Annotated in this window: 20 protein-coding genes and 1 riboswitch; of the genes, 18 read left to right on the forward strand and 2 right to left on the reverse strand. The window is 47.9% G+C overall.

Features of this window, described 5'->3' with window-relative positions:
• Nucleotides 1-2: 2 nt before the first annotated feature.
• The 8 genes from vapD (at nucleotide 3) to DW720_RS05835 (ending at nucleotide 8,695) form a co-directional block, all read left to right on the forward strand.
• Nucleotides 3-371 (forward strand): VapD family protein, encoded by a 369-nt coding sequence (vapD, locus tag DW720_RS05800; protein WP_016306491.1) that lies wholly within the window; start codon nucleotides 3-5, stop codon nucleotides 369-371.
• A gap of 161 nt (nucleotides 372-532) precedes the next feature.
• Entirely contained in the window at nucleotides 533-823 is a 291-nt protein-coding gene (locus DW720_RS05805) for a CD1845 family protein (RefSeq protein ID WP_023042378.1), read from the forward strand.
• A 79-nt stretch (nucleotides 824-902) separates the two neighbouring features.
• Complete coding sequence (locus DW720_RS05810) at nucleotides 903-2,318, forward strand: relaxase/mobilization nuclease domain-containing protein (RefSeq protein ID WP_107001172.1); 1,416 nt, start codon at nucleotides 903-905, stop codon at nucleotides 2,316-2,318.
• A gap of 635 nt (nucleotides 2,319-2,953) precedes the next feature.
• Nucleotides 2,954-3,490 carry a hypothetical protein gene (locus DW720_RS05815; protein WP_107001171.1) on the forward strand — a complete coding sequence of 179 codons (537 nt, stop codon included), beginning with the start codon at nucleotides 2,954-2,956 and terminating at the stop codon, nucleotides 3,488-3,490.
• Nucleotides 3,491-4,298: 808 nt separating this feature from the next.
• Nucleotides 4,299-4,721, forward strand: a complete 423-nt coding sequence (locus DW720_RS05820) for a sigma factor-like helix-turn-helix DNA-binding protein (RefSeq protein WP_107001170.1) — start codon at nucleotides 4,299-4,301, stop codon at nucleotides 4,719-4,721.
• 490 nt (nucleotides 4,722-5,211) lie between these two features.
• Nucleotides 5,212-5,412, forward strand: a complete 201-nt coding sequence (locus tag DW720_RS05825; protein WP_107001169.1) for a hypothetical protein — start codon at nucleotides 5,212-5,214, stop codon at nucleotides 5,410-5,412.
• A gap of 400 nt (nucleotides 5,413-5,812) precedes the next feature.
• Nucleotides 5,813-7,321 (forward strand): recombinase family protein, encoded by a 1,509-nt coding sequence (locus DW720_RS05830; RefSeq protein WP_107001168.1) that lies wholly within the window; start codon nucleotides 5,813-5,815, stop codon nucleotides 7,319-7,321.
• 99 nt (nucleotides 7,322-7,420) lie between these two features.
• Nucleotides 7,421-8,695 carry a hypothetical protein gene (locus DW720_RS05835; RefSeq protein ID WP_118467379.1) on the forward strand — a complete coding sequence of 425 codons (1,275 nt, stop codon included), beginning with the start codon at nucleotides 7,421-7,423 and terminating at the stop codon, nucleotides 8,693-8,695.
• A gap of 103 nt (nucleotides 8,696-8,798) precedes the next feature.
• Here DW720_RS05835 and DW720_RS05840 read toward each other — a convergent pair whose 3' ends face one another.
• Nucleotides 8,799-10,139: an MATE family efflux transporter gene (locus tag DW720_RS05840; RefSeq protein WP_118684547.1), complete on the reverse strand. Its 1,341-nt coding sequence runs from the start codon at nucleotides 10,137-10,139 to the stop codon at nucleotides 8,799-8,801.
• 300 nt (nucleotides 10,140-10,439) lie between these two features.
• Here DW720_RS05840 and DW720_RS05845 point away from each other — a divergent pair, with 300 nt between their 5' ends.
• Both DW720_RS05845 and DW720_RS05850 read left to right on the forward strand, forming a co-directional pair.
• On the forward strand, nucleotides 10,440-11,165 hold the full coding sequence (locus DW720_RS05845; protein WP_243023701.1) for a DUF6198 family protein: 726 nt from the start codon (nucleotides 10,440-10,442) through the stop codon (nucleotides 11,163-11,165).
• Between the two features lie 89 nt (nucleotides 11,166-11,254).
• Nucleotides 11,255-11,995 (forward strand): L,D-transpeptidase family protein, encoded by a 741-nt coding sequence (locus DW720_RS05850; protein WP_118684549.1) that lies wholly within the window; start codon nucleotides 11,255-11,257, stop codon nucleotides 11,993-11,995.
• Between the two features lie 140 nt (nucleotides 11,996-12,135).
• A riboswitch (TPP riboswitch) is annotated at nucleotides 12,136-12,241 on the reverse strand.
• Between the two features lie 44 nt (nucleotides 12,242-12,285).
• Here DW720_RS05850 and DW720_RS15925 read toward each other — a convergent pair.
• Nucleotides 12,286-13,086, reverse strand: coding sequence for a hypothetical protein (locus DW720_RS15925; protein ID WP_243023702.1), 801 nt, complete (start codon nucleotides 13,084-13,086; stop codon nucleotides 12,286-12,288).
• A 542-nt stretch (nucleotides 13,087-13,628) separates the two neighbouring features.
• Between DW720_RS15925 and DW720_RS05865 the strand changes: the two genes are divergently transcribed.
• From DW720_RS05865 to DW720_RS05900, 8 genes are all read left to right on the forward strand, one after another.
• Nucleotides 13,629-15,257 (forward strand): response regulator, encoded by a 1,629-nt coding sequence (locus tag DW720_RS05865; RefSeq protein ID WP_107001617.1) that lies wholly within the window; start codon nucleotides 13,629-13,631, stop codon nucleotides 15,255-15,257.
• Nucleotides 15,257-17,056, forward strand: a complete 1,800-nt coding sequence (locus tag DW720_RS05870) for a sensor histidine kinase (RefSeq protein WP_118749367.1) — start codon at nucleotides 15,257-15,259, stop codon at nucleotides 17,054-17,056. The genes DW720_RS05865 and DW720_RS05870 overlap by 1 nt, the downstream gene beginning before the upstream one ends.
• A 31-nt stretch (nucleotides 17,057-17,087) precedes the next feature.
• Complete coding sequence (locus DW720_RS05875) at nucleotides 17,088-18,062, forward strand: substrate-binding domain-containing protein (protein WP_107001676.1); 975 nt, start codon at nucleotides 17,088-17,090, stop codon at nucleotides 18,060-18,062.
• Nucleotides 18,063-18,086: 24 nt separating this feature from the next.
• Nucleotides 18,087-19,115: a galactose ABC transporter substrate-binding protein gene (locus tag DW720_RS05880; protein ID WP_118570223.1), complete on the forward strand. Its 1,029-nt coding sequence runs from the start codon at nucleotides 18,087-18,089 to the stop codon at nucleotides 19,113-19,115.
• 247 nt (nucleotides 19,116-19,362) lie between these two features.
• Nucleotides 19,363-20,454 carry a substrate-binding domain-containing protein gene (locus DW720_RS05885; RefSeq protein WP_181357250.1) on the forward strand — a complete coding sequence of 364 codons (1,092 nt, stop codon included), beginning with the start codon at nucleotides 19,363-19,365 and terminating at the stop codon, nucleotides 20,452-20,454.
• A 112-nt stretch (nucleotides 20,455-20,566) separates the two neighbouring features.
• The gene (locus tag DW720_RS05890; protein WP_107001613.1) at nucleotides 20,567-22,075 is read left to right on the forward strand and encodes a sugar ABC transporter ATP-binding protein; all 1,509 of its coding nucleotides are present in this window, start codon (nucleotides 20,567-20,569) and stop codon (nucleotides 22,073-22,075) included.
• A 14-nt stretch (nucleotides 22,076-22,089) separates the two neighbouring features.
• A complete protein-coding gene (locus DW720_RS05895) occupies nucleotides 22,090-23,082 on the forward strand; it encodes a beta-methylgalactoside transporter (RefSeq protein WP_107001612.1) in 993 nt (330 codons plus the stop codon).
• A gap of 377 nt (nucleotides 23,083-23,459) precedes the next feature.
• On the forward strand, nucleotides 23,460-23,747 hold the full coding sequence (locus DW720_RS05900) for a hypothetical protein (protein ID WP_227589388.1): 288 nt from the start codon (nucleotides 23,460-23,462) through the stop codon (nucleotides 23,745-23,747).
• Nucleotides 23,748-23,787: the final 40 nt, after the last annotated feature.

Genomic DNA, 23,787 nt, shown 5'->3' on the forward strand with positions numbered 1-23,787 from the left:
TTTTGGAGAGAAAATATTTCAAAGCCTTAAATTTTGATCTGGACACCCATCAATTAAAAGAGCATTACCCCGGAGCCAATTACCGGCAGGCGTATGACGACTTGCGCCGGTTCTTCAAACGGCATCGTTTTTCTCACCGTCAAGGCTCCGGCTACATATCGGATGATAAGCTGGCAACTGCTGATATATACGACTTGATGGATGAATTAAGCAGACAGTTTCCGTGGATTGGAATATGCGTGAATAAAATTGATGTGACCAACGTGGGACGGCAGCACGATTTGACAGAGCTCTTGAAACCAGCAGAGGATATTGTTATCGACACTTCGCTGCTGACAGTTCCCGATTGCCCGCAGCAGGAAACAGAATAGCAGAAATTTGGCAGGACATGAATGTGTCCTGCTTTTTCTGTTTTCGGGCCATCATGGCCCGAAGGTTTGGGACAGGATTCACTAATCTTTCGCAACATTTATGTCCCCGGGCAGGCATGATAAAATAGAGGTAGGAAGGATAGATAAAGGAGGTTTTGGAGATGAAGATACTGCTGAAAATATTGGTTGCTCCCTTTGCTTTAGCGTTGTCCCTTCTGGCGGCTCTGCTGGTATTCCTGTTTGATATTTGTGCCGTCCTGCTGACGATTGCCTCTGTGATTCTGGTGGTGCTGGGTGTCGCTCTCTTTTTCACGCCGACGCCCATAGGCGGGATTGTATTTCTGTTTCTCGCTTTCCTTCTTTCGCCGTATGGACTGCAAGCGGCGGCGGGCTCCCTTCTTTGGGCGCTGGACGGAGGCAAATCCGCTCTGTACCGGTTTCTGGCAAGTTAAACAGCCTCGGGCCATGTTGGCCCGAAGTCGGGGCGGTCTGGATGGGCCGCCCTTTTCTCATGGAAAGGAGGGATGATTTCTGGCTACCACAACTTTGTTGCAGCGCCATGCGGGCGAAGGCGAAACGATTGCCGAGGCAATCCGGGATTGTCTGGACTATGGCAAGGACCCGGAGAAAACAGAAAGAGGAAAGTATATCTCCGCTTATGAATGTGATCCGGCCACCGTGGCGGACGAGTTCCTTTTGGCAAAAGCCAGCTATGCCGCTATGACGGGCCGGGAACAGAAAAAAGAAAATGATGTGCTGTGCTATCAGATACGACAATCCTTCTATCCGGGCGAGATCACCCCGAAGGAGGCGAACCGTATCGGCTATGAGCTGGCTATGCGCTGGACAAAGGGGCGGCACGCTTTTATCGTTACCACGCACACCGATAAGCAGCACATCCATTGTCACATTTATTACAACTCCACCACCCTTGACTGCACCCGGAAATTCCGAAACTTTTGGGGCTCCAGCTTCGCCCTCCGGCGGCTCTCTGACAGGCTGTGCCTTGAAAACGGGCTGTCCATTGTAGAGAACCCGAAGCCCCGGAGCAAGGGCAAGTATCGGAATTATGGAGAATGGCAGAAAGAACGAAAAGGGCCGCTTTCCTATCAGGACAGACTGCGCCTTGCCATTGATACTGCGCTGGCGGAACGCCCCGCTGATCTGGACGAATTTCTCAATCTGATGAAGCGGGCCGGATATGAGGTCAAGACGGTTCGGGGCGGCGGTATCAGTTTCCGGCTGACCGGGCAGGGACAGGAACGCTTTACCCGTCTGCGGGCTTCCACGCTGGGAGACGGCTACGACTTGCAAGATGTTCTGTCTGCCATTGAGGGCAAAGAAAAACGCCCCGGGCGCTCGGAACGGAAAATCAGTCTGGCGGTGGATATTCAAGCAAAGCTGGCTGCCGGTAAGGGGCCTGGATATGAACGCTGGGCGAAGGTATTTAACATTAAGCAGATGGCCGCCGCTCTTGCCTATATACAGGACAATAACCTGACCGATTATGAGCAGTTGGCGCAGAAAGCCACCGAGGCGGCAGACCGTTTCCATGCTATTTCCGAGCAGGTCAAGCAGACGGAACAGGCTATGAAAACCAATGCCGGGCTAAAGGCTGCAACGGTTCAGTATGCCAAAACCCGCCCAGTCTTTGAGCAGTATAAGGCGACGAAGTACAGCAGGAAATTCCTTGCGGAGCATGAGGCCGACCTTGAACTGTACCGGGTTGCACAAGCGGAAATGCGCTCTCTGCTGGGCGGGGCAAAGCTCCCCAAAATGGATGTGCTGAAGGAAGAAGGCCGTAAGCTCACAGCAAAGAAAAAACAGCTCTATGGAGAATACCAGAAGGCACGACGGGATATGCAGGAGATCGTCACAATCAAGGCGAACATTGACACTCTGATGGGCTACACCGAGCCGGGAAGAAAGCAGGAAAAGGAGCGTTAAGGTTATGAAAATAAGGAGCAAAGCGACGCTGACACTTCGGGCCATGTTGGCCCGAAGATATGGGTTTGGGGCGAGCCCCAACAAGCAGCCTTTGTGCCACTTGTGGCCACAGAGGCATTGCTTGCCATTTAGCTATTTAGCAATATACTGCAAAAAAGATTATTGAGTTTATACAACATCTATTGTTTTACGCAATACCTCCTTAAAATATCTATATTAAGAAAATTCGCCACAAATTTTCGGTGATTTATCAATCGCTTTTCGAGTTTTTATATGTTTATGCAAAAAGAATGATATTTTTTTTATATCAACAAGTTCTCTTTCTTTTTATCGTTTTAACTCAAACATCAAAACACAAAACTTGAATACCCGGTTTTTATATCAGAAAAATATACGATATATGTTGATAATTAACAATTTATTAAGTTTTATTTACCATTTTTAGATTATATTGCATATATAGGGATTCTGTGGTATACTACAGTTAGTTATAAAAAGCTCATAACCGATTAGTAAAGGGAGGGATACCATTGGGGCTATAGAGGAGGAGAATTTGAGAGAATAGTGCCTTACATAATGGTGGGCGCTAAAAAATCTGAGTTTGTTACTATGGTAAAGTCTCAAGGAGGTCATTTATGAAGAAAGGTTTGAAAAAGGCATTGGGTCTGTTGGTAGCGCTGAGTCTCATGGTAGTTGGTAGCGCATTTAGTGCTCTTGCTGCTGATTCTCCAGAACAGAGACAAACATTCAGTGTCGATCTGAATAATTTTGACGAAAGCCAGCCCTATTCGGAAACATTACATTTCGAGAAGGACGGTCAGCCGGTAACAGTGACACTTAGCTATACGCCTCCTTTAACTCGTGATCCTGCTACTGAAGGAACGTGGAAATCGGATGCATTTTGGGGTGTCGCAGGTATGGATTACAGATTTGACTTATCAAAGAGTGGTAGCCAGTGGAAAATTTCTAATGCACGTGATTTAAATACCTACTGTGTTGGCGGAACGGTTGAAGATGAAAGTTTAGCCATTGGCCGTGCAACATCTACCTCAAGCAAAGCGGCCGAAGTGACTGGCTCTATGAGAGCAAATGTAGTCGGCGGAGTAGGAACACTTTCTTTCGCTTTAAGAACGGAAGTTTTTAATGGAGAAGTTTCTACCGTATTAAATTAAGAATAATATAAGTAGAGTCCTATTCAAAAAGGTGTTGATGTAAATATGTCGGCAATGTCTATATTTTTTCTAGTTGTATGCTCCGTCCTTGGACTTGGTGTTTTATACTGTATAGCTCGAATTATAGGATGGCTATTCAATCAGATAAAAAATAATGCTGATTAAGTGAAAGCAATTATACAATTTAAAAGGGTTGTTGCAAAGAGAAAAGTAATGTTCTGTATATGGTAGATTTAATAATTGACATATACTATATATAGTAAATTGAGTCTGTTTTGTAACAACCTTTTTAAAAGAAAATTTTTAGTAACAATTAGATAGAGTAGAGGTACGTTAACCATTAACATATCCTCTACTCTATTTTTTTATTTTTGCCTCCTATCTACGACAAATTTTGCAAAAAATACATTATATGATAATAAAAGAACTACGAGATTTTTACGCGGAGGTTGCTAATAACATGAGTTAGATTATTGAGAAAAAATAGATGAAGCAACGCCCCTTTTGCTTTACCTCCTCCTAGATGGGAGGAGTTTTATTCCAATTTAAACTTTTTTAAGGCTCAAACAAGCTGTTATTTGTTTGAGCTTTTTTTATGTTCGACACCTTATTTCAGGATTTGCTATCGAAACAGAGCCAGTCTTGAGATAAGCTGTCGAGGCTTTTTTAGAACGAGTAGCCATCTTTACTATTTTATAGATTTTTCACTGTTATTTTTTGAAAATTTCAGAAATTTCAGCCTACATATACGCTCCCCGCCGCTTCTGTTTTGTTGTCCATCCATCACAAAACAAAGCGGAGGTTCAATATGGCTATTATAAATTTACGGGACTATTACCCTTTTTATACGTCAGACTACTTTATGGAAGTACCAGAAGATGTTGTTGAAATGTTCAAGGAGTTTGACCGGAAGGAAGCCGCTTACCGTCTGCGTACATACCGGCACAAAGCCTATTACTCCCTGGATCGGAATGATGGAATTGAGCATGAGGCGCTTTTCGTTGCGTTCTCTCCCTATGAACTGTATGAGCGTAAAGTGACGATACAAGAACTCTATACCGCCATCTCACGACTGCCCGACAAACAGGCAAAGCGCATTTACGCTCATTTCATTCTCGGCTTGACGAAACAAGACATTGCCCGGGCCGAGGGTGTGGATGAAAAGGTCGTGCGGCTCGCCATTGAGCGCGGCCTTCGGAACTTGGAAAAAATTTTAAAAAAATTTTTATAAGGTGTACCGATTTCGCCTCAAAAATGAAATGGCTTATGAGAGGCAGTCAAAGCCTCGGGCCACATTGGCCCGAAGCGGGACACGCCTCACGCAGATTGAAAACTGAATAAAAGATAGACGGATACGAAGGGTGCTTGTGTCCAGTGACAGGCCCGCCATGACCTCTATTTTTACACTAGAGAGAGCGACCAGGCCCATGCCGTAGGCAGACTGTGGCAGGTCTGCCGGACAAAACACAAAACCCGGATACTTGCGATTAGTCACAATCCGAGCGTGCAGCGGTGTTGCGAACCGTGAGCCGTCGCAGGTAATGAGATCGCCTTGCCATCAGAATGGGGAGAGCTGAAATGCTATGGGACAAAAAGCCAACTGTCCGTCCGGTCTATCTGAAAAAACTTTCTAACCTGTGGGGCCCTTCCTCTATTACTGTCTGATGATAGGGCAACCGTTCTGGCTGGGCCCCATATTTTTCTATGAACAGGAGAATTTTATGAAGGAAAATATATCTAGTCCAGAATTAACGCTGAATATATGGAGTAATGACGCCTGCCGGGGCTATGTGATTATGGCCATGCAGGACTGTGGATTCACCCATAAAGATATTAGCCGTGTAGTAAATCAGCTTTATGGAGTGTTTGACTTATACACACTCAACGAGGCTGAACAGAAATATTATAACGGCGATTATTAGCTTCGGGCCAACGTGGCCCGAGGCTGGGGAAAGCTCAAAGGGCAGTTCCTTCCAGGGAGCCGCTTTTTTAGGTTTCCCCAGCAGACAAGAGGGAAGCTGGCCGCTGTTCATCCGTACTGAAAAGTGGAGGTTTTCGATGGTTCAATCTGTTACATACCAAAGCGAAAAACAATCCGTATATTTTCAAGGGAAACTTATCGTATTGGAAAATCTAATTCCGGTACTATCCCCGGATGAAAAGAACAAGCGAAAAAGAGAAATCGAAAATCACTTATATGATGTGTTCAGTAAATACACGGACAGATTTTACTAATCAACCGCAACATTGTTGTCCGGGGCTGCCTATGGTATAATATAATTGTAAGGTTGGTAGCTCCATTCCATACGGAAGGAGCCCAATATGGACATTATCAGAGAAGATTGTATATACGCGAGACAGTCGGTAGACCGTAAGGACAGTATCAGCATTGAAAGCCAGATTGATTTTTGTAAGTATGAGCTGAAAGGCGGAAGCTGTAAAGTATTCAAGGATAAAGGCTATTCCGGGAAGAATACGGACAGGCCGGAGTTTCAAAAGCTGTTAGGAGAAATCCGAAAGGGCCGGGTGCGGCGGGTAATCGTTTATAAGCTGGACAGAATCAGCCGTTCCATTCTGGACTTTGCAAACATGATGGAGCTGTTCCAGGAATATGACGTGGAGTTTGTTTCGTCCACAGAAAAGTTCGACACCTCAACCCCAATGGGGCGGGCCATGCTGAATATTTGTATCGTATTCGCACAGCTTGAACGTGAGACAATCCAGAAACGCGTCACGGACGCTTACTACTCCCGGTGCCTGAAAGGTTTTCACATGAGCGGACAGGCCCCCTATGGTTATCAGTTGGAGCCGACAGTGGTTGAAGGTATCCGCACAAAAAAGATGGTGGCAGACCCCGAAACTTCCCAATATGTAAAGCTCATGTTTGAAATGTATTCCGAGCCGGAAACGTCTTTTGGTGACATTACACGGTACTTTGAGGAACAGAACATCAAAGTTTACGGTAAATCGCTATTCCGTACCTTTATTTCACAGCTTTTAAGAAATCCTGTTTACGCACAAGCAGATTTAGAACTCTACGAATTTTTTAAAAGCCAGGGGGCGGCTATTGTCAATGACGCTTCCGATTTTGCCGGAACCAATGGCTGTTATCTCTATCAGGGCCGGGACGTGAAGGAGGATAAAGACAGGAGCCTGAAAGACCAGATACTTGTAATCGCTCCACATGAAGCGCTCATACCGTCTGATGTATGGCTGAAATGCAGGAAGAAGCTAATGACAAATAAGAGTTTTCAACAAGGACGTAAGCCGAAAAATACATGGCTTGCCGGAAAAGTTAAATGCGGGTGTTGCGGATATGCCTTAAAGGCAACACACGTTCCGAACAGCGAAGGCTATTTTCGCTGTAGTAAACGGACTGAAAATAAAGGCTGCCCGGGCTGTGGTAAAATCCGTAAATCTGAATTTGAGGAATTTATTTTCAGTGCTATGCGGGCGAGATTTAAAAATTTTCAAGTCCGCCATAGCCGGGAGGAAAAAGTCAATCCCAAACTGACCGCCCATCAAATTGAACTGGCGCAAGTTGAAGCCGAGATTGAAAAACTACTTGATACGCTAACCGGAGCCAACGCAACACTTCTTGCCTATGCTAACAAAAAAATTGAAGAACTGGACACTCGCCGCCAGACCATTTCAAAGGAGATTGCGGAAATGTCCATTGAAACAATGTCACCCCAAAAGGAGCAGGAACTCTCTTATTACCTCGACCATTGGGACAGCATTGAATTTGACGACAAAAGGAAAGCCGTTGACGGCCTGATTATTTCAATCAGCGCAACTAGCGACCACGTTCAAGTAGAGTGGAAAATCTAAGCTCTAACTTCTGGATTATCCCACTCTACTTACTTTCAAATCTATCTTTTCTTTTTAATCTTGTTTGTACCCCTTGTACACCGTTGCTTGGGAGAGAGTATGAAATTTCTAAAGATAAGTGCAAAATTATGTTTGATGCTGCTTGCAAGTCTGTTTGCAGGCATATTTTTACTATGGTGCGTATTTTTGCTGCCGGATCGTTTGACCCAGACGCATGCAGCCCGATCGGCGGAAACATTTTCTTATGAAGGGATAGGTGCGGCGGTTGGTTATACATATGCGGATCAGCTGGATAACTGGACGGATGCGCTTATGATTGGAAATGCCTGTTATCAGAAAGAAGATGCCAGTGCGCTGAACCGCGCGGCTGCAGCCTACCGACCAGATTATCAGAATGGAGATCCGATTACTTCGTTAGATGCATACGTGAAGGCGGAGGAGGACGTTGGCAGTATTGCGTACCCGCGTTATTGGCATGGCTATCTGGTGGCGCTTAGGCCGCTTTTGATGGTAACCGATTATTTGGGTATACGGTCAATTAATACAGTCTTTTTTGCGGTTACAATATTATTACTGGTGTTGGTTATAATAAAAAGAAAACAATATCAGTTGTTCCTGCCGTTGGGGATTACGATTTTATTTTTGCGTCCATTAGCGATTATTCATTCGCTGCAGCTTTCGACGGTATTTTACCCGACGATGCTGTCGGTTATTGTGTGTATTTATTTTCAGAAATGGATGTGCAGGGAGGGACATTTTCTTTATCTGTTTTTGATGAATGGGATTGTGATTGCATACGCGGATTTGCTTACATATCCGGTCGCTTCATTAGGGGTATTACTGACTGTTTTTATGATGATTCAGGAAAAAACGGCGCCTGCAGAGAAGATTCGGCAGATTGTGGCTGGTTCAGTCGTTTGGGGATTTGGCTATTTTGGCATGTGGGCAGGAAAATGGCTGATTTCTTCGATTATTTTACGTCAGAATGTTTTGGCAGATGCCGTTTCGCAGGCACAGGTCCGCGTTTCCAGCAGCTATGGAGAAAATCATTTTTCCAGAGTGATGGTATTTATGCGGAATATAGGTGCCGGATTTATAGGTGTTCTGGTATTAGCGGCGGTTGTCTTTCTTCTGTTGACGATTTTTATGCTGTGGAGAAATAGACAAAGCCTGCATGTTCGGAGTGGCTGGCGGGAGCTCTTCCTATGTATGTTGCCATATCTTATGATTTGCCTGATTCCGTTTGCCTGGTATAGTGTGTTTGTGAATCATTCTTATATCCATATCGTGTTTACATACCGGGCACTGGCAGCAGCGGTGTGCGCGTGGAGTGGAATGTGCATGGTAAAAATGGAGTTTGTGTTTTATAGATAGTAGTGTGCTAAAATTTTAGGAGCGGGTAAAACGCGAAAAAGAGCTTTAAACGAAATAAGGATGGAAGAAATCACCCCCAAAGTAAATTCTTCCATCCTTTTTCTTACTCTTTTACAATTCGAAACTCCCTCCATTTTCCGCTCCGGTAGCGCATCACAACTACGAAGCAGGCGATCAGCCATGCGGGCGGCATGCTCACATAGTAGCAGCGGAAGCCAACCGGGGTGAGCGCCAGCAGGAAGGAGAGCGCGAGGCGGATGCCCAGGTTGATGAAGCCGGAAGCTGCCGGGATCTTGACATCGCCTGCACCCTGCAGAAAACCGCAGGTGATGTTGGTGATCGTGCTGGTCCAGATGAAGAACATCAGGATGTCGAGATGTTCCTTTGCGCGCCGCAGGGACTCTCCGGTGATGTTGAAGATCTGGAGAAGCGGCCGGTCAAAAAGCAGAACTACGATACTGATGGAGATACTGATCAGGACGCCCATCAGGATGGTGGTGCGGTAGCCGCGGCGGGCACGGTCCAGTTTTTCAGCGCCGATATTCTGTCCGGCGAAGCTGGAAATGGCGACGTTAAAGCTCTGGGACGGGATGTGCGCGAGCTGTTCGACCTTCAGCATGGCAGCGTAGCCCTCGATGCTGGGAGCGCCGAAGGAGTTGATGAGACGCTGCAGGATGAGGAAACCGATCGAATTGACGCCCGTCTGCAGCATGATCGGAATACTCAGGCGCATCAGCAGCGCCCCCTGTCCCTTCCAGGCGCAGAGATAACGCCGTTTCGGCAGCAGATCCGGGAAAATATGCCGCAGATACAGGAAACTGGCGATGGCGGAACCTGCCTGTGCGATCACGGTCGCGGCAGCCGCGCCAGAGACGCCCATATGAAAGATGGAGATAAACACACAGTCCAGCACAATGTTCAGGGCGGCGGAGATCATCAGGAAAATGAGCGCGCCGCGCGAATCCCCGTGTGCCCGCAGGATGCCGTAGGTGACATTGTAGAGCAGCTGGAAAATAATTCCGCCGCTGTAGATCAGAAAGTATGCCATACTGTCGAAACGCATTTCTTCCGGTGCCTGCAAAAAGCCGAAAATAACTGGACGGGCTGCCAGAAAGCAGGCGGCAGTTAAAAATATACTTGCGATCACGGCAATCAGATAGGAGACGGAGATGGATTCCTGTATATCCGTCTCTTTTTTGGCACCGAAATACTGGGCGACTGCGATGTTGACGCCGGCACCGATGGAGGTGCAGATGGCGGTCAGAAGCCAGGTCATGGAGCTGGTCAGTCCGACGGCTCCAAGGGCGGTCGCGCTGATGAGGTTTCCGACGATCACGCTGTCAGCGAGGTTGTACAAAACCTGCAGCAGGTTTGCCCCCATGATGGGCAGGGAAAAGAGCAGGATGGAGGACCATTCCCGCCCTTCGGTCATATCTTTTTTCATATGTATAAAACTCCTTTGATACAGCTAAAATCATGAGTTTAGTGTAGCATAGGGGATGGAAAAAGTAAAGAGAACGGAAAGTGCTGTAAGATAATCTGGTGGCAGCAGAAATTTGTCGTGGGTTCAATGGGGCGCAATGGTAAGATGTAGGCTGTGATTGTAGAATGTAGGCAGGCTGGAATATTTATTTCGTAAGAAAATTGGAAGATTTAGAATACAGGAAGCGCTTGTCAAGTGGAAAGAGGAGGATCTATAATAGAATAGGTTTAATAAATATTAAGAAAAAGAGATGAGGAAATCTTGAATCACAACATGGAAATGACGGAGAAACCGACGGGAAGCGGGGCAGCACGGTGGGGCTTTTATCTGATGGGGCTTCTGATTCTGGCGATGGGGCTTACACTCAATACCAAAGCAGGACTCGGAGTGTCGCCGATTATTTCACTTTCGTATGCAGCGTCCGTGATCTGGAACCGGAATTTTGGTGATATGACCTTTGTCCTGTATGGTATCTTTGTCTTGATTCAGGCGGCGATTCATCTGCGGGAGAAAGGAGAAGCAGGACGCAGCTTGCTTATGAAAGATGCTCTGCAGTTTCCATTGAGTATTGCATTTACAAGATTTCTGAATGTATTTTCAGCGTGCATACCGCCGCTGGAAGAATGTGGACCGGCGGCTTCTGGACTTTTAGGACGCCTGGGAGTGCTGATGCTTGCCCTGATTTTTACAGGCATCGGCGCGGCGATGTCCCTGTCAATGCGGCTGGTGCCAAATCCGGGCGATGGTCTGGTGCAGGTGTTTGCAGACACCTTTGGAATCGACACAGGTCTGATGAAGAACTGTGTCGATGCAACCTGTATCGTTTTGTCACTGCTCATGGGGCTTTTGTTTGCGGGAAAACCGGTGGGAATCGGCATTGGAACGGTCTGTGCTGTCATGCTGGTGGGGCGCGTGATTGCGCTGTTTCATCATATTTTTGGAAAGGCGATGCTGCAGGCGGCTGGACTGGAAAGTGGCAGGAACTGACAGAGTGTGTGGAAAAAGGTGTGCGAAAGATAAAAGCAGCCGATTTTTGAGTGAAATTCAGATACATAAAATAATAGGAGATAAATAAGATGAAATTGAGAATGAAGCGGAAAGCAATGGTAGTATTGGCAGCAGGCATGTTGATGAGTGCGGCAGCTCCGGCGGCTGCGATGGCGGCGGAGAAAGCGACAGGACCGGCGCTTACGGCAAGCTACAACGGGGATGTAAATACACTGGAGGCGGCGAAGGATGCAACGCAGCTGATTGTGGTGATTGGCAACCGCCAGGATCCGGCGAAGAGCCGTCTGGACTGGTATAAACGCGATGCAGATGGAAAACTGGTGCAGGTGATGTCGAAAGAAGCGGTCAGCGGCATGAACGGTATCACGATGCAGAAGCAGGAGGGCGATAAGAAGACGCCGGCGGGTGTGTACCGCTTTACGATGGCATTTGGCCTGAAGGCAAATCCGGGAACGATTCTGCCGTATCACCAGATTGTGGACGGCGATTATTATGTGGATGACGGAAACAGCCAGTATTATAACAAGCTGGCAAATACGAAGCAGGTACAGAAGGACTGGAATTCGGCGGAGGATCTGATGGCGCAGGCGCCGCAGTATAATTATGGCCTGGTACTGGATTATAATCCGGAGTGTATACCGGGAAAGGGATCGGCGATCTTTCTGCATTGCCCGAAGAGCTGGAATAATACGGGAACTTCCGGATGCATCAGTATTCCGGAGGAAGATATGAAACAGGTTGTGTGCCAGGTGGATACCGGGACGAAGATTGTGGTGGTGCAGGATGAGAGCGATTTAGCAAATTACTAATTAGATAGGCTGTGAGAGTCAGATCTCATTTGGGGATTTTTATCTGGAAGCAGATAGGAACCCCCAGATGAGTTTTTTTGTTTCATAGGACATAATTTCCTAATGAAACCCAAAAACGCCGGACAATATCCGGCGCTCAGGTGTCTCAAAATATCTGTCCCTACGTTGGCATTATCCAAATCAGGTTTTGGGTCGGAACTTTTGGTTCCCTTTCAGCCTGCATCACAAGCTCCCCATTATCGAAATGAATTGTAGCATGATTTGGAAAAATAGCAGTGGCAACTCTGGTTTTATGATTTATTTGCCCCGCCCATCTGCTGGCTCAGCATCCGCAGCATTTCCGCCTGCCGTTTCTGCGCTGGGGGCATTTGGTCTGTCAGGATCGAAAAAAGAGTGTCCATTTCTGAGGTTGAGAATTGCGGGGAACCGTTGCTGCCCCGGAGACTCATGAGAAGCGGCAGAAGCTTGTCTTGCGGCGTGTTTCTTGCCTGATCGGCTAACTGTTCCATCTGTTTTATTTTGTCTGGATCCATGGAGCGGAGTCTCGGATCCTGTTTCCAGTTTTGAAATTCCATAGTGTGTGCCTCCTGTCTGTTTGAAGTGGATGTGCCAGATGCACGGTCTGTGGGTTTTTTCTGTCTGCGGGAATATTCGGCTTGCGGGTAAAGAACAGATGCCGGAACTGCATCAGAATTGGGTGAATCATTCTGGATATCTTGCGAAGTCGGAAAGGATGCTGTCTGCGGCATATTTTGCCAGTAGGATTCATAGAGGCGGGAACCTTCGATAAAATTTAAGACCAGATCGATCGAACTTTGCTCTTCCTCTGTGCCATACGGCTTGATCGCTTTCAGCATATCAACCGGCGAATCCTTGTCGCGTTCGCCCACCGAGCAGATTCCGATCTCACCGTCGGCCGGATCAGCAAATAGCTGCATCGTCTTTTCTAGTTCGCGGAATTTCACAAACAGGGAGAAAAAACGCTGTTCCGGGATGTGAATATAGGGAAGCGCCGCCTTGACAAGCTGCATATGTGGGAGTGAGGTCAAGCGGTCTAACTCGGTCATTTTGAGAGAAACATCTTGGTTCACGAAAAAAACCTCCCAAATCTTTGTCTCAATATATGCAGATGAGAGGAAAAAAAGACGTTTTGGTTCACGGGTAGGCACTTTTGGAACCGAAAAAGAACGGGAATGTTTAAAGAAAAAAAGCTCCGGGACAGGAAAAACCACATATAGTATATTATAAAAAATAAGAAAGAAAAGGATTCAGAGCTATGAACACCCGGCTGATCATTGATGGAAATGCCGTTTATGAAATAGATGAAGACTGTCTCGCCTGCCGCGGACGGCGGACTGGATGCAGACGCTGTGTGGAACCGGGTTCCCGCACCCGGGGACGAAGCACGCCTTTACAGAAATTGGAACCTGCCAGTGAAAAATCACAAACTCACAAATAAAGAAAGATGTGGTATAATGTAAAGAAAGAAATTCCCCTCATTCCAGCCTGCCCAGCCACTTCCTCATGAGGTGTCAGGGAAAGCTGGAATGGGGATACCGTAGCAGAGCTCCAGAGTCCTAAGACAAACTGGCTCACAACAACATTGCATCAGGAACTGAAAGGACGAATCCATATGAACCCATATAAAATCATGCTGGTAGATGACGAGGAGGAAGTACGGACAAGCATCATACGCAAAATCGACTGGCAGGATGCCGGATTCGAGGTGATCGGGGATGCGGAGAACGGGAAGGAAGCGCTGGAAAAGATCGAGCAGAATGAGCCGGATGTTGTGCTGACAGACATCCGGATGCCATATATGGACGGGCTGGAGATGGCGGAGAATATACGGCAGAGATATCCGTCCATCAAGATCGTGATTTTTTCTGGTTTTGATGAATTTGAGTACGCCAAAAAGGCGATCAAGCTCAATGTGATCGAATATATTTTAAAGCCGGTCAATGTCGAAGAGCTGACGGCGATTTTAAAGAAAATCAAGAAAAATCTCGATGAGGAGATCGAGCAGAAGCGGAATGTTACCCTGCTTCGGGAAAGTTATATCAAGAGTCTTCCGGCGATCCGGGAACATTTTTTGAATGACCTGATTCACGGCGGCATGGAGGAAGCGCAGATTGAGGAAAAACTGAACGAATATGCGATCGACGTTGCGGGTGCGGTCAAATGGGTGATTGCGGCGATCCATCTGGAACCGGATGAGAAGGTGGACAAGGCAGTTTCGCTGCATCAGCAGCGGGAGCTGATTCCGATTTCCGTCCGCAATCTGATTGAGGAAAAACTGGAAGGGCAGTACCGTTTTATTGTGTTCCACTCTTCCTTTGAGACGATCCTTCTGGTGGCGATCGACAAAGACAATACGCAGACCGGACTGATTGCCCTGCTGGGCGATATCTGCAAGGAGACGAAGAAAATTCTGGAGGTATCGGTTACGATCGGCGTGGGTGAGAGCTGCAGTTCGCTGACGGATTTAAGCCGCCCGTGCCACACGGCACTCAATGCGCTCGGTTACCGTGCGATCACAGGTTCCGGCGGTGTGATCTGCATCGGCGATATGGAGCCGTCCGGGCATGAAAAACTCCGGTTCGACAGCCGGATGGAGTCGGAGCTTATAGCGGCAGTCAAGTTTGGACCGAAGGAAAAGATCCGTTCCGTGATAGACGGGATTGTGAGCCGGATGGAGGATGCGCGGGTGCATTACCGCCAGTATCAGGCGTATGTGCTTGCGATCATCAATGTGCTGACACAGCTCTCCCAGCAGTATGATCTGCGGATCAGCGAGATGTTTGGCGTGGAAAATGATTATTTCGAGATTCTGGGGCGCGTCCAGAAGATGGAGAATGTCCGCCCGTACCTGACCGAGGTGGCGCTCAAGATGAATGCCGGAATGGAAGAAGAGCGGAGCAATACGACAAAAAACGTGATCCGCGAGGCGAAGCAGTACATTCAGGACAATTTTCAAGATCCGGATCTGTCGGTGGAGAAGATCTGCCGCCATCTGCATATGAGCCCGGCGTATTTTTCAACGATGTTTAAGAAGGAGACGGGACAGGCGTACATCGCCTATCTGACCGATGTCCGGCTGGGGCGCGCGGTCGAGCTTCTGATGGCAACTGACGACAAGACGTATATCATCGCGGAAAAGGTCGGCTACCCGGAGCAGAACTATTTCAGTTACGTATTTAAGAAAAAATTCGGTGTTTCCCCGACGCGGTACCGCACGGCACACCGGAGCGGGGAGGCATAATGGGTAAAAAAAGGACGATCTGGAAGAAAAAGCTCTTTGACGATGCCAGCATCCGGTCGATGATCTTTATCTATTTTACGATCACGGCGCTGGCGGCGAGTGTACTGATCTCCCTGTCGCTGTACCAGAGAATGTCACGGCAGGTCACGGAAGTAGTACAGGAGGAGAGCCAGAACCTGATCGCGCAGGTGGGGCGCTCTGTGGAGTCGTATCTCCGCACGATCATGAAGCTGTCCGACTCGCTTTATTATGGCACGATCAAGAATGCCGATCTGTCGAGCCAGTCGCTTGGAAGTGAATTTACGCTTCTCTACGATAATAATAAGGATAATGTGGAGAATATTGCCCTGTTTTCGGAGGATGGGGCGCTTCTGGAGGCAGTCCCGGCGGTGCGTCTGAAAAATGAGGTGGATGTGACGCAGGAAGAATGGTTCCGGAGCGCCTTAAACCGGACGGAAAACCAGCATTTTTCCCTGCCGCACGTACAGTATGTGTTTGACAATGCGGAAAATCAATACCGATGGGTCATTTCGCTATCGCGGGCGGTCGAACTGACACACGGAACCTCGACCTCGCAGGGCGTCCTTCTGGTCGATATTCGCTATTCGAGCCTGGAACAGCTCTTTGGCGGCATCACGACGGGGCGCGGCGGTTATTTCTATATGATCAGCGGAAATGGCGAGATTCTTTACCACCCGCAGATGCAGCTTCTGGATTCCGGCTGGGTGCAGGAGAACAATGGACAGGCAGCCGGCTATTCGGACGGAAATCATGAGGAGATATTTGCCGGAAAAAAGCGGATGGCGACGGTCAAGACGATCGGCTACACAGGCTGGAAGGTGGTCGGGGTGACGCCGGAAAATGCCGTGTCGCTCAACACGATCAAAACCCGGCTTTTTATCGTATTTGTCATTGCCCTCATTTTGTGCATTCTGGCTCTGATTAACTCTTATATTTCATCGAGGATCACGAATCCGATCCGCGAGCTGGAAAAATCGGTCGGCGTCCTGGAGGCGGGCAATTTAAGCGCATCGGTGTACATCGGCGGTTCGTATGAGATCCGCCATCTGGGAAAATCGATCAGTGATATGGCGGGTCAGATCCGCCTCCTGATGCAGGATATTGTGCGTGAGCATGAGGCGAAACGCAAGCAGGAGTTTGATACGCTGCAGTCGCAGATCAATCCGCATTTCCTCTATAATACGCTCGATATCATTGTCTGGATGATTGAAAATGAGCAGAAAACGGAGGCGGTCAAGGTGGTGACGGCGCTGGCGCGGTTCTTCCGTATCAGTTTAAGCCGCGGCAAGAGCTTAATTACTGTGAAGGATGAGCTGGAACACGTCCGGAATTACCTGATGATCCAACAGATGCGGTTTAAAAATAAGTTTACCTATACGATCGAGTCAGATGATGAGGTTTTGGAACTTGCAAGTTTAAAACTGATGCTGCAGCCGCTGGTGGAGAATGCGATCTACCATGGCATGGAATATATGGACGGCGACGGTGAGATCTTCGTGCGCGCCTGGCAGGAGGAAAAAGAGCTGTATCTGGAGGTGCGGGACAATGGGCTTGGCATGACGGAGGAACAGGTCGAGAGCCTCTTTACCGATACGGCGCACGTGGCATCCAAGCGCGGATCCGGCATCGGGGTACGCAATGTCAACGAGCGGATCAAGCTGTATTTCGGCGCGGAATATGGTCTTTCGATCGAGTCGGAGCCGGATGAGGGAACCGCGGTGAAGATTCATCTTCCGGCAGTGCCTTACGAGAAAGTGCTGGAAGAGAAGAAAGTGTAAAAGTGGGGGCGACAGATCAATGCGATATGGAGTGAGAAAAAAAAAGGAGCTGGTGCTCTGGGGAATCCTGTGTGTGGGACTTATTTTGCTGTATCTCCTTTCCTCCACGGATTGGATCATCAAGGAAAAAGAGGTGGAGGTCTACCCGGTGTCCCTGATTATCAGCGATACTTCGGATGATGATTACGTCAACTTCCGCAAGGGCGTGGATCAGGCGGCGGTTGAGTATAATGTAGATGTCAGCTTTATTACCCTGTATGAAAAGGATAATCTGGCACAGCAGATGGAGCTGGTGCGCCGGGAAGCGGCAGACGGTGCCGGGGCAGTGATACTGGAGCCGGTTGATGAGCTGGAATGCCGCCAATATCTGGAAGAAAATACATATGGAACGCCGATTATCCTGCTGGGTGAATTATCACCGGATGAGGAGGTCAAGGGGGCGGTTCATATGGACTGGACGGCAGCCGGGAGAAAGCTGGGCGAGGCGATTACGGCGGAACAGAGCCCCGATCTTCCTGTCTGGATCTTTGCAGATAACCCATATATCGGCAAGGCGGGGGAGATGAAGCAGGGGCTGACGGAGGTGCTGGAAAAACAGGGCTTTTCCTATACCATTGTGCCGCGCGGCACCGATGATACTTACCGTTCCGTCATTGAAAAAACAGTTTATCCGGGCAGCGGCACGGCGGTGGTGGCGGCACTGGATTTCGCCAGCACAGCGGAGGCGGCGGAGATTGTCGGCGGAAGCAGCGTGTACGGAAAATACATTTCCGGGCTATACGGCGTCGGGATGATGCCGTCCCTGCTGGATCAGCTTGACAAGGGGACAATCCGGGGGCTGGTGGTAACAAACCAGTTTGACGCGGGCTATTTTGCGGTCAAAAAAGCAGTGCAGGCGATTGAAAAAGAGCAGGAGAGAAGCCAGCTTTCATTGGAATCCTACTATATAGAGAAGGATGAGCTGCGCTCGAAGAAATATGAGAAGATGCTGTACCCGATTGATTAAAAATCCGGGAGGGAGTATAGAAAGATGAAAAAAAACGGAAAAAGCATTCAGATGGCGCTGGCACTTCTGGCAGTGGGCACACTTCTTTTAAATGGATGCAGCGCGGCAAAACCGGCAGAAAAAAAGAGCATCCGTATCGGTGTAACGCTGTACCGGGGCGAGGATGCCTTTATCAACAATATCCGTTCCAGCCTGGAGGAAAAGGCGAAGGAATATGAGCAGCAGACGGGCATTAAGGTCAATCTGGAAATCATGGATCCGAAGGGAAACCAAAATACGCAGAACAGCCAGGTAGATCGTTTCCTTTCCCTGGAATACGATGCGATCTGCGTCAATATGGTGGATCGCTCAGCAGCATCGTATGTCATCAACAAGGCGATGGATGCCGGGACGCCGGTCGTATTTTTCAACCGCGAACCGGTCGAGGAGGACATGAAACGGTGGGAGCACCTCTATTATGTAGGGGAGGACGCGCGGGAATCGGCGGTTCTGCAGGGAGAGCTTCTGGTGGATGCGTATCAGGAAAATCCGGGCAGTCTTGATTTAAATGGGGATGGAACCGTGGGATATGTGATGTTGGAGGGCGAGCGCAGCCATCAGGATTCGCTGATCCGGACAGAGTGGTCGGTGCAGACGATGCGCGACGGAGATATTCCGCTGGAAAAACTGACCGGTGGTTCGGCAAACTGGGATCGGAGCCAGGCGGCGGCGCTGATGGAACAGTGGATCCGCCAGTTCGGGGATGCGATCGAGGTGGTGATCGGCAACAACGATGAGATGGCGCTCGGAGCTGCCGAGGCGCTTGAACGCGCCGGTGACACAAGGGGCGTCAAGGTGGTCGGCATCGACGGAACCCCGCAGGGAATCGAGGGGCTTAAGAGCGGAAAACTGTATGGAACAGTCCAGTGTGACAGCGACGAGTATGCAGAAGTGATTTTTGAGATAGCTGCCGCTGAGGCACTTGGTCAAAATGTACAGGAAAAGGTCGAATTAGAGGAAGGAACCTATTATCAATGCAGTCAGAAAGCGTTGACTGTTGCTGATTTACCATAAAATCCCACAGTTTCACACCGGAAAAACAAGAATATGTGAATAAAATCACAAAGGATTTAAAAAAATTTTATATAAGAACCAAGAAAATTATATGGAAAAGTGTACAAACGATCCGTATAATAAAGGTGTCGATAAGAAAAAATGACGAATCGGCGAAACTGTATAATGTGTGTATGCGGAAAATTTAACTGTTCGGTGGATCCGGACAGCGCAAACGGATACGCAAGTTTAAGGGAGGACAAACATTATGAAACTGAAAAAAGTAGCAGCACTTGGTTTGGCAACTGCAATGGCATTTTCCGTAACTGCTTGCTCCAGCAAACCGGCAGAGACAACTGCAGCGGCAGAAGAGACAACAGCAGCAGCTGACGCAGCAGAGACTGTTAAAGAAGCAATCGAAGGAAAAGATCCGGCAGAAGTTAAAGTTGGTATTTCTATTTACCAGTTCGCTGATAACTTCATGACACTGTATAGAAACGAACTTCAGAAATATTTAGTAGATGAGCTTGGCTTAAAGGCAGAGAACATCTCCATCATGGATGGTAAGAATGACCAGTCCGAGCAGATGAACCAGATCCGTAACTTCGTTACTCAGGGATTTGATGTTATGATCATCAACCTGGTTCAGGCTTCTTCTGAGCCGGATGTAACCAACATCTGCAACGAAGCAGGTATCCCGGTTGTTTACATCAACCGTGAGCCGGATGCTGAGAGAGAGCAGGCTTGGGTTGACGACGGCATCAAAGCTACTTATGTAGGTGCTGATGCTAGACAGTCCGGTACATATCAGGGTGAAGAGATCGCTGAGCTTGAGAACAAGGGTGATGCAGACGGCGACGGCGTTGTTCGTTACATCATGGTTCAGGGTGATCCGGAGAACGTAGATGCTCAGTACAGAACTGAGAAATCCGTTGAGGCTTTAAAGGCAGCTGGCGTAGAGGTTGAAGAGCTGACCAAGCAGCGTGGTGATTGGGATCAGACAAAGGGTCAGGAGATCACTGCTAACGCTCTGTCCCAGTACGGCGACAAGATCGATGTTGTATTCTGCAACAACGATGCTATGGCTCTTGGTGCTCTGCAGGCTATCGAGGCAGCTGGAAGAACTGTAAACAAAGATATCTACCTGGTAGGTGTTGATGCTCTGGTTGAGGTTGTTGAGAACGTTATGAACGACAAGATGACCGGTACCGTATTCAACGATTACTTCGGACAGGCTCATACAGCAGCTGACAAAGCTCTTGATTTCGTAAACGGCAAAGATGTTGACAACGTATACATGGTAGACTATGTAAAGGTTACAACTGAGAACGCTGGCGATATTCTGGAAATGATTAAATAATTGTAGCTGTTCAGAGAAGGACGGTTATGAACATATCACTCCCCTGCGGGGGAGTGAATAAAGTGTCGGGTGTGCAGATGGCACACCCGATTTTATGAAAGGAGAGAATGGGATGGCAGAGTACAGATTGGAGATGCGCGGGGTATCGAAAAGCTTCCCTGGCGTAAAAGCTCTGGACAAGATAAACCTCAAAGTACGTCCCGGCACCGTCCATGCACTGATGGGAGAAAACGGCGCTGGTAAATCCACCTTGATGAAATGTCTCTTTGGTATTTATCATATGGATGAAGGTGAGGTATATCTGGATGGAGAAAAAGTGGAGATCCACAATCCGGATGAAGCCCTTCACAGAGGACTGGCCATGGTACATCAGGAGCTGCAGCCGATACCTGAGAGAACGGTAGCAGAGAATATGTACACCGGTCGTTATCCAACCAAGAAATTTGGTCCGATTCAGGTCATCGACCATAAAAAGATGTTTGAAGAGACAGCAAAATGGCTGGACGATGTTAAGATGCCGTATAACCCGAAGGCAAAACTGGGAACCATGTCCATCGCCCAGATGCAGTCTGTCGAGATTGCCAAGGCTGTATCCTTAAATGCCAGAGTTGTAATTCTGGACGAGCCGACTTCCTCCTTGACGGATAATGAGGTAGAGGCGCTTTTCCGCATTGTCCGTGACCTGAAATCACGAGGCGTATCCCTCATCTATATTTCCCATAAGATGGCGGAGATTCGTGAGATTTGTGATGATATTACCATCATGCGAGACGGCACCTATGTTGGTTCCTGGCATATGGACGAGATTTCGGATGATGAGATCGTCAAACAGATGGTTGGTCGTGAGCTGACCAATATCTATCCTCCGAAGAATGATACAAAAGCCGGAGAGGTACTGCTGGATGTCAGAGGATATTCCAGTATCCATGATCGTTCCTTCCAGGATTGCTCCTTCACCCTTAGAAGAGGCGAGATTCTTGGATTCGGCGGTCTGGTAGGTGCTCAGAGAACGGAACTGATGGAAGGTATCTTCGGTATGCGTCATATTAAATCCGGAGAAGTTTATATTAAGGGTAAGAAAATGAACATTAAGCGTCCGCAGGATGCAATCCGGGGCGGTATCGGTATGATTACCGAGGACCGACGCGGAACTGGTATTCTGGGATGTCTGTCCATTGCAGATAATGTATCAATTTCCTCCCTGGATCAGTATTTACACTATGGTATCAAACTGAATAAGAAGAAGATTGAGCAGCTTGTCAAGGATAACGTGGCAAAGCTTTCAATCAAGACGCCGAGCAGTAAGACACTGATTCAGTCACTTTCAGGCGGTAACCAGCAGAAGGTTCTGATTTCCCGCTGGCTGGCCAACAACCCGGATATCCTCATCATGGATGAGCCGACCCGTGGTATCGACGTTGGTGCCAAGTATGAGATCTACCAGATCATGATTGACCTGGCAAAGCAGGGCAAAGGTATCATCATGATTTCATCTGAGATGCCGGAGCTGATTGGTATGTCGAACCGTATCCTTGTCATGTGTAATGGTCACATTACCGGTGAGGTACAGGGTGAGGAAGCAACTCAGGAGCGTATCATGAGCTACGCGACTAAGTTCTAAAGGAGGAAGAGAGAATGGATAAGAAACAACTGAATGTAAAAGATATATTGATCAATAACGGTATCGTTATTCTGATCCTGTTGATGGTTCTCTTTGTTGGTGTGACAAAACAGAACTTCTTCAGCCGTAGCAACTTTAGCAACATTTCCATCAACGTAGCATGCCGTTTCATCATCGCAGTCGGCGTATCCGGCTGTCTGATTACGAAAGGTACCGACCTTTCTGCAGGACGTCTGGTTGGACTTTCTGCCTGCCTGGCAGGTACTCTGCTCCAGAAGAGTGATTACAGCGGACATTTTGAACTTACCAAAGGATTTGGCGAGCAGAACGTATGGCTGATTCTCCTTATCTGTATTGCTATCTGCTGTGTATTTGGTCTTATCAATGGTATCGTAGTTGCTTACCTGAATGTACCGGCTTTCATCGGTACCCTGGGTATGCAGATGATCGTATACGGTATCAACCTGGTTTACACAAAATCCGTTCCGTTAGGCGGTTATCGTCAGGAGTATACCATCATTGCAAATGGTAACTTCTTCGGTATTCCGTACCTGTTCATCATTGCATTTGTCATCGGCGCGATCATGTGGTTCGTATTTAACTACACCCGCCATGGTAAATATATGTATGCAATCGGCGGCAACGAGGCAGCAGCAGAGGTTGCTGGTGTAAATGTTAAGAAAACCAAGATCATCATCTATGTAACAGCTACTGCACTGTATGCTATCGCAGGTTTCCTTCTGGGAGCTAAGTCCGGTGGTGCCGGTGTAAATACCGGTAACGGTTACGAGCTGGAGGCTATTGCAGCTTGTACCATCGGTGGTGTATCTGTAAACGGTGGTATCGGACGTATCTCCGGTGTTATCATCGGTGTACTCGTATTCGAGTTCTTAAAGACCTGTCTGCAGTTCCTTGGCATCGACCCGAACTACCAGTATATCGCACAGGGTATCGTTATCGTTGTTGCGATTGCACTGGATATCCGTAAGTACATTGCGAAGAAGTAATAAGATTAACTGTGTTCTGACGAGAATGTATGTATCATATGAAAAGTCGTCGGGAACCGTACATAAATATTGAAAACAAATCCGAAACTCCCTCTCCATGGATGCATGGCGGGGGAGTTTTTTATATAATGGGAGAATCCGTTGGAATCTCCTATTATATAAACAGCCCTGCCGGGCAGGATTTTTTCTTGTATAAATCTGAAAAGTTGTAATCGGCAGGGGGGATGGTGGAGAAGATGGCGTGCCAGCGCTTGCTTTGACAGTGACGGAAAAATATTTTTGGATTGCCTGAACTTATTTTTATGGATATAATAAGAGAAGAGGCTGTTTCAGAGTGAGCAGCAGAGAAAACAAGCCATATTCTGAAAGGAACAAGGATGAGCGAAAACGAAATGCTGGAAAAGAATGAGACGATAAAAGAAACAGTGAGCGAAAAACTGGAGACGGCGAAAGAAGCGGCAGAGGAGACGGCAGATAAAACTCTGGAGGAACTGGAAGCGGAAAATGAAAAGCTCCGCCGGGAGCTGGAACTCATGAAAGAAAAGACCATCAAAGAGCGCATCTATGACCATGTGCATGTCTCTGTGCGGACGATGGATATTTTTATCGGCGTGATGGTGGTACTGTTTGTGGTGGTTGTGGTGATGGGGATGCTGAATAAGTAGAAAGCAGCCGTGGTTAAAACTGTTTTGAGGATAAATGAGA

The sequence above is a fragment of the Clostridium sp. AM27-28 genome (assembly GCF_003480955.1).
Classification (GTDB): Bacteria; Bacillota; Clostridia; order Lachnospirales; family Lachnospiraceae; genus Otoolea; species Otoolea fessa.

Excerpts from the sequence above, each read along its gene's own strand:
- DW720_RS05850 (WP_118684549.1), top strand. The coding sequence starts at position 11,255 with ATGAAATTGAGAATGAAGCGGAAAGCAATGGTAGTATTGGCAGCAGGC.
- DW720_RS05880 (WP_118570223.1), top strand. The coding sequence starts at position 18,087 with ATGAAAAAAAACGGAAAAAGCATTCAGATGGCGCTGGCACTTCTGGCA.
- DW720_RS05900 (WP_227589388.1), top strand. The coding sequence starts at position 23,460 with ATGAGCGAAAACGAAATGCTGGAAAAGAATGAGACGATAAAAGAAACA.
- DW720_RS05870 (WP_118749367.1), top strand. The coding sequence starts at position 15,257 with ATGGGTAAAAAAAGGACGATCTGGAAGAAAAAGCTCTTTGACGATGCC.
- DW720_RS05895 (WP_107001612.1), top strand. The coding sequence starts at position 22,090 with ATGGATAAGAAACAACTGAATGTAAAAGATATATTGATCAATAACGGT.
- DW720_RS05815 (WP_107001171.1), top strand. The coding sequence starts at position 2,954 with ATGAAGAAAGGTTTGAAAAAGGCATTGGGTCTGTTGGTAGCGCTGAGT.
- DW720_RS05840 (WP_118684547.1), bottom strand. The coding sequence starts at position 10,139 with ATGAAAAAAGATATGACCGAAGGGCGGGAATGGTCCTCCATCCTGCTC.
- DW720_RS05805 (WP_023042378.1), top strand. The coding sequence starts at position 533 with ATGAAGATACTGCTGAAAATATTGGTTGCTCCCTTTGCTTTAGCGTTG.
- DW720_RS05825 (WP_107001169.1), top strand. The coding sequence starts at position 5,212 with ATGAAGGAAAATATATCTAGTCCAGAATTAACGCTGAATATATGGAGT.
- DW720_RS05835 (WP_118467379.1), top strand. The coding sequence starts at position 7,421 with ATGAAATTTCTAAAGATAAGTGCAAAATTATGTTTGATGCTGCTTGCA.
- DW720_RS05820 (WP_107001170.1), top strand. The coding sequence starts at position 4,299 with ATGGCTATTATAAATTTACGGGACTATTACCCTTTTTATACGTCAGAC.
- DW720_RS05885 (WP_181357250.1), top strand. The coding sequence starts at position 19,363 with ATGAAACTGAAAAAAGTAGCAGCACTTGGTTTGGCAACTGCAATGGCA.
- DW720_RS05830 (WP_107001168.1), top strand. The coding sequence starts at position 5,813 with ATGGACATTATCAGAGAAGATTGTATATACGCGAGACAGTCGGTAGAC.
- DW720_RS05865 (WP_107001617.1), top strand. The coding sequence starts at position 13,629 with ATGAACCCATATAAAATCATGCTGGTAGATGACGAGGAGGAAGTACGG.
- DW720_RS05890 (WP_107001613.1), top strand. The coding sequence starts at position 20,567 with ATGGCAGAGTACAGATTGGAGATGCGCGGGGTATCGAAAAGCTTCCCT.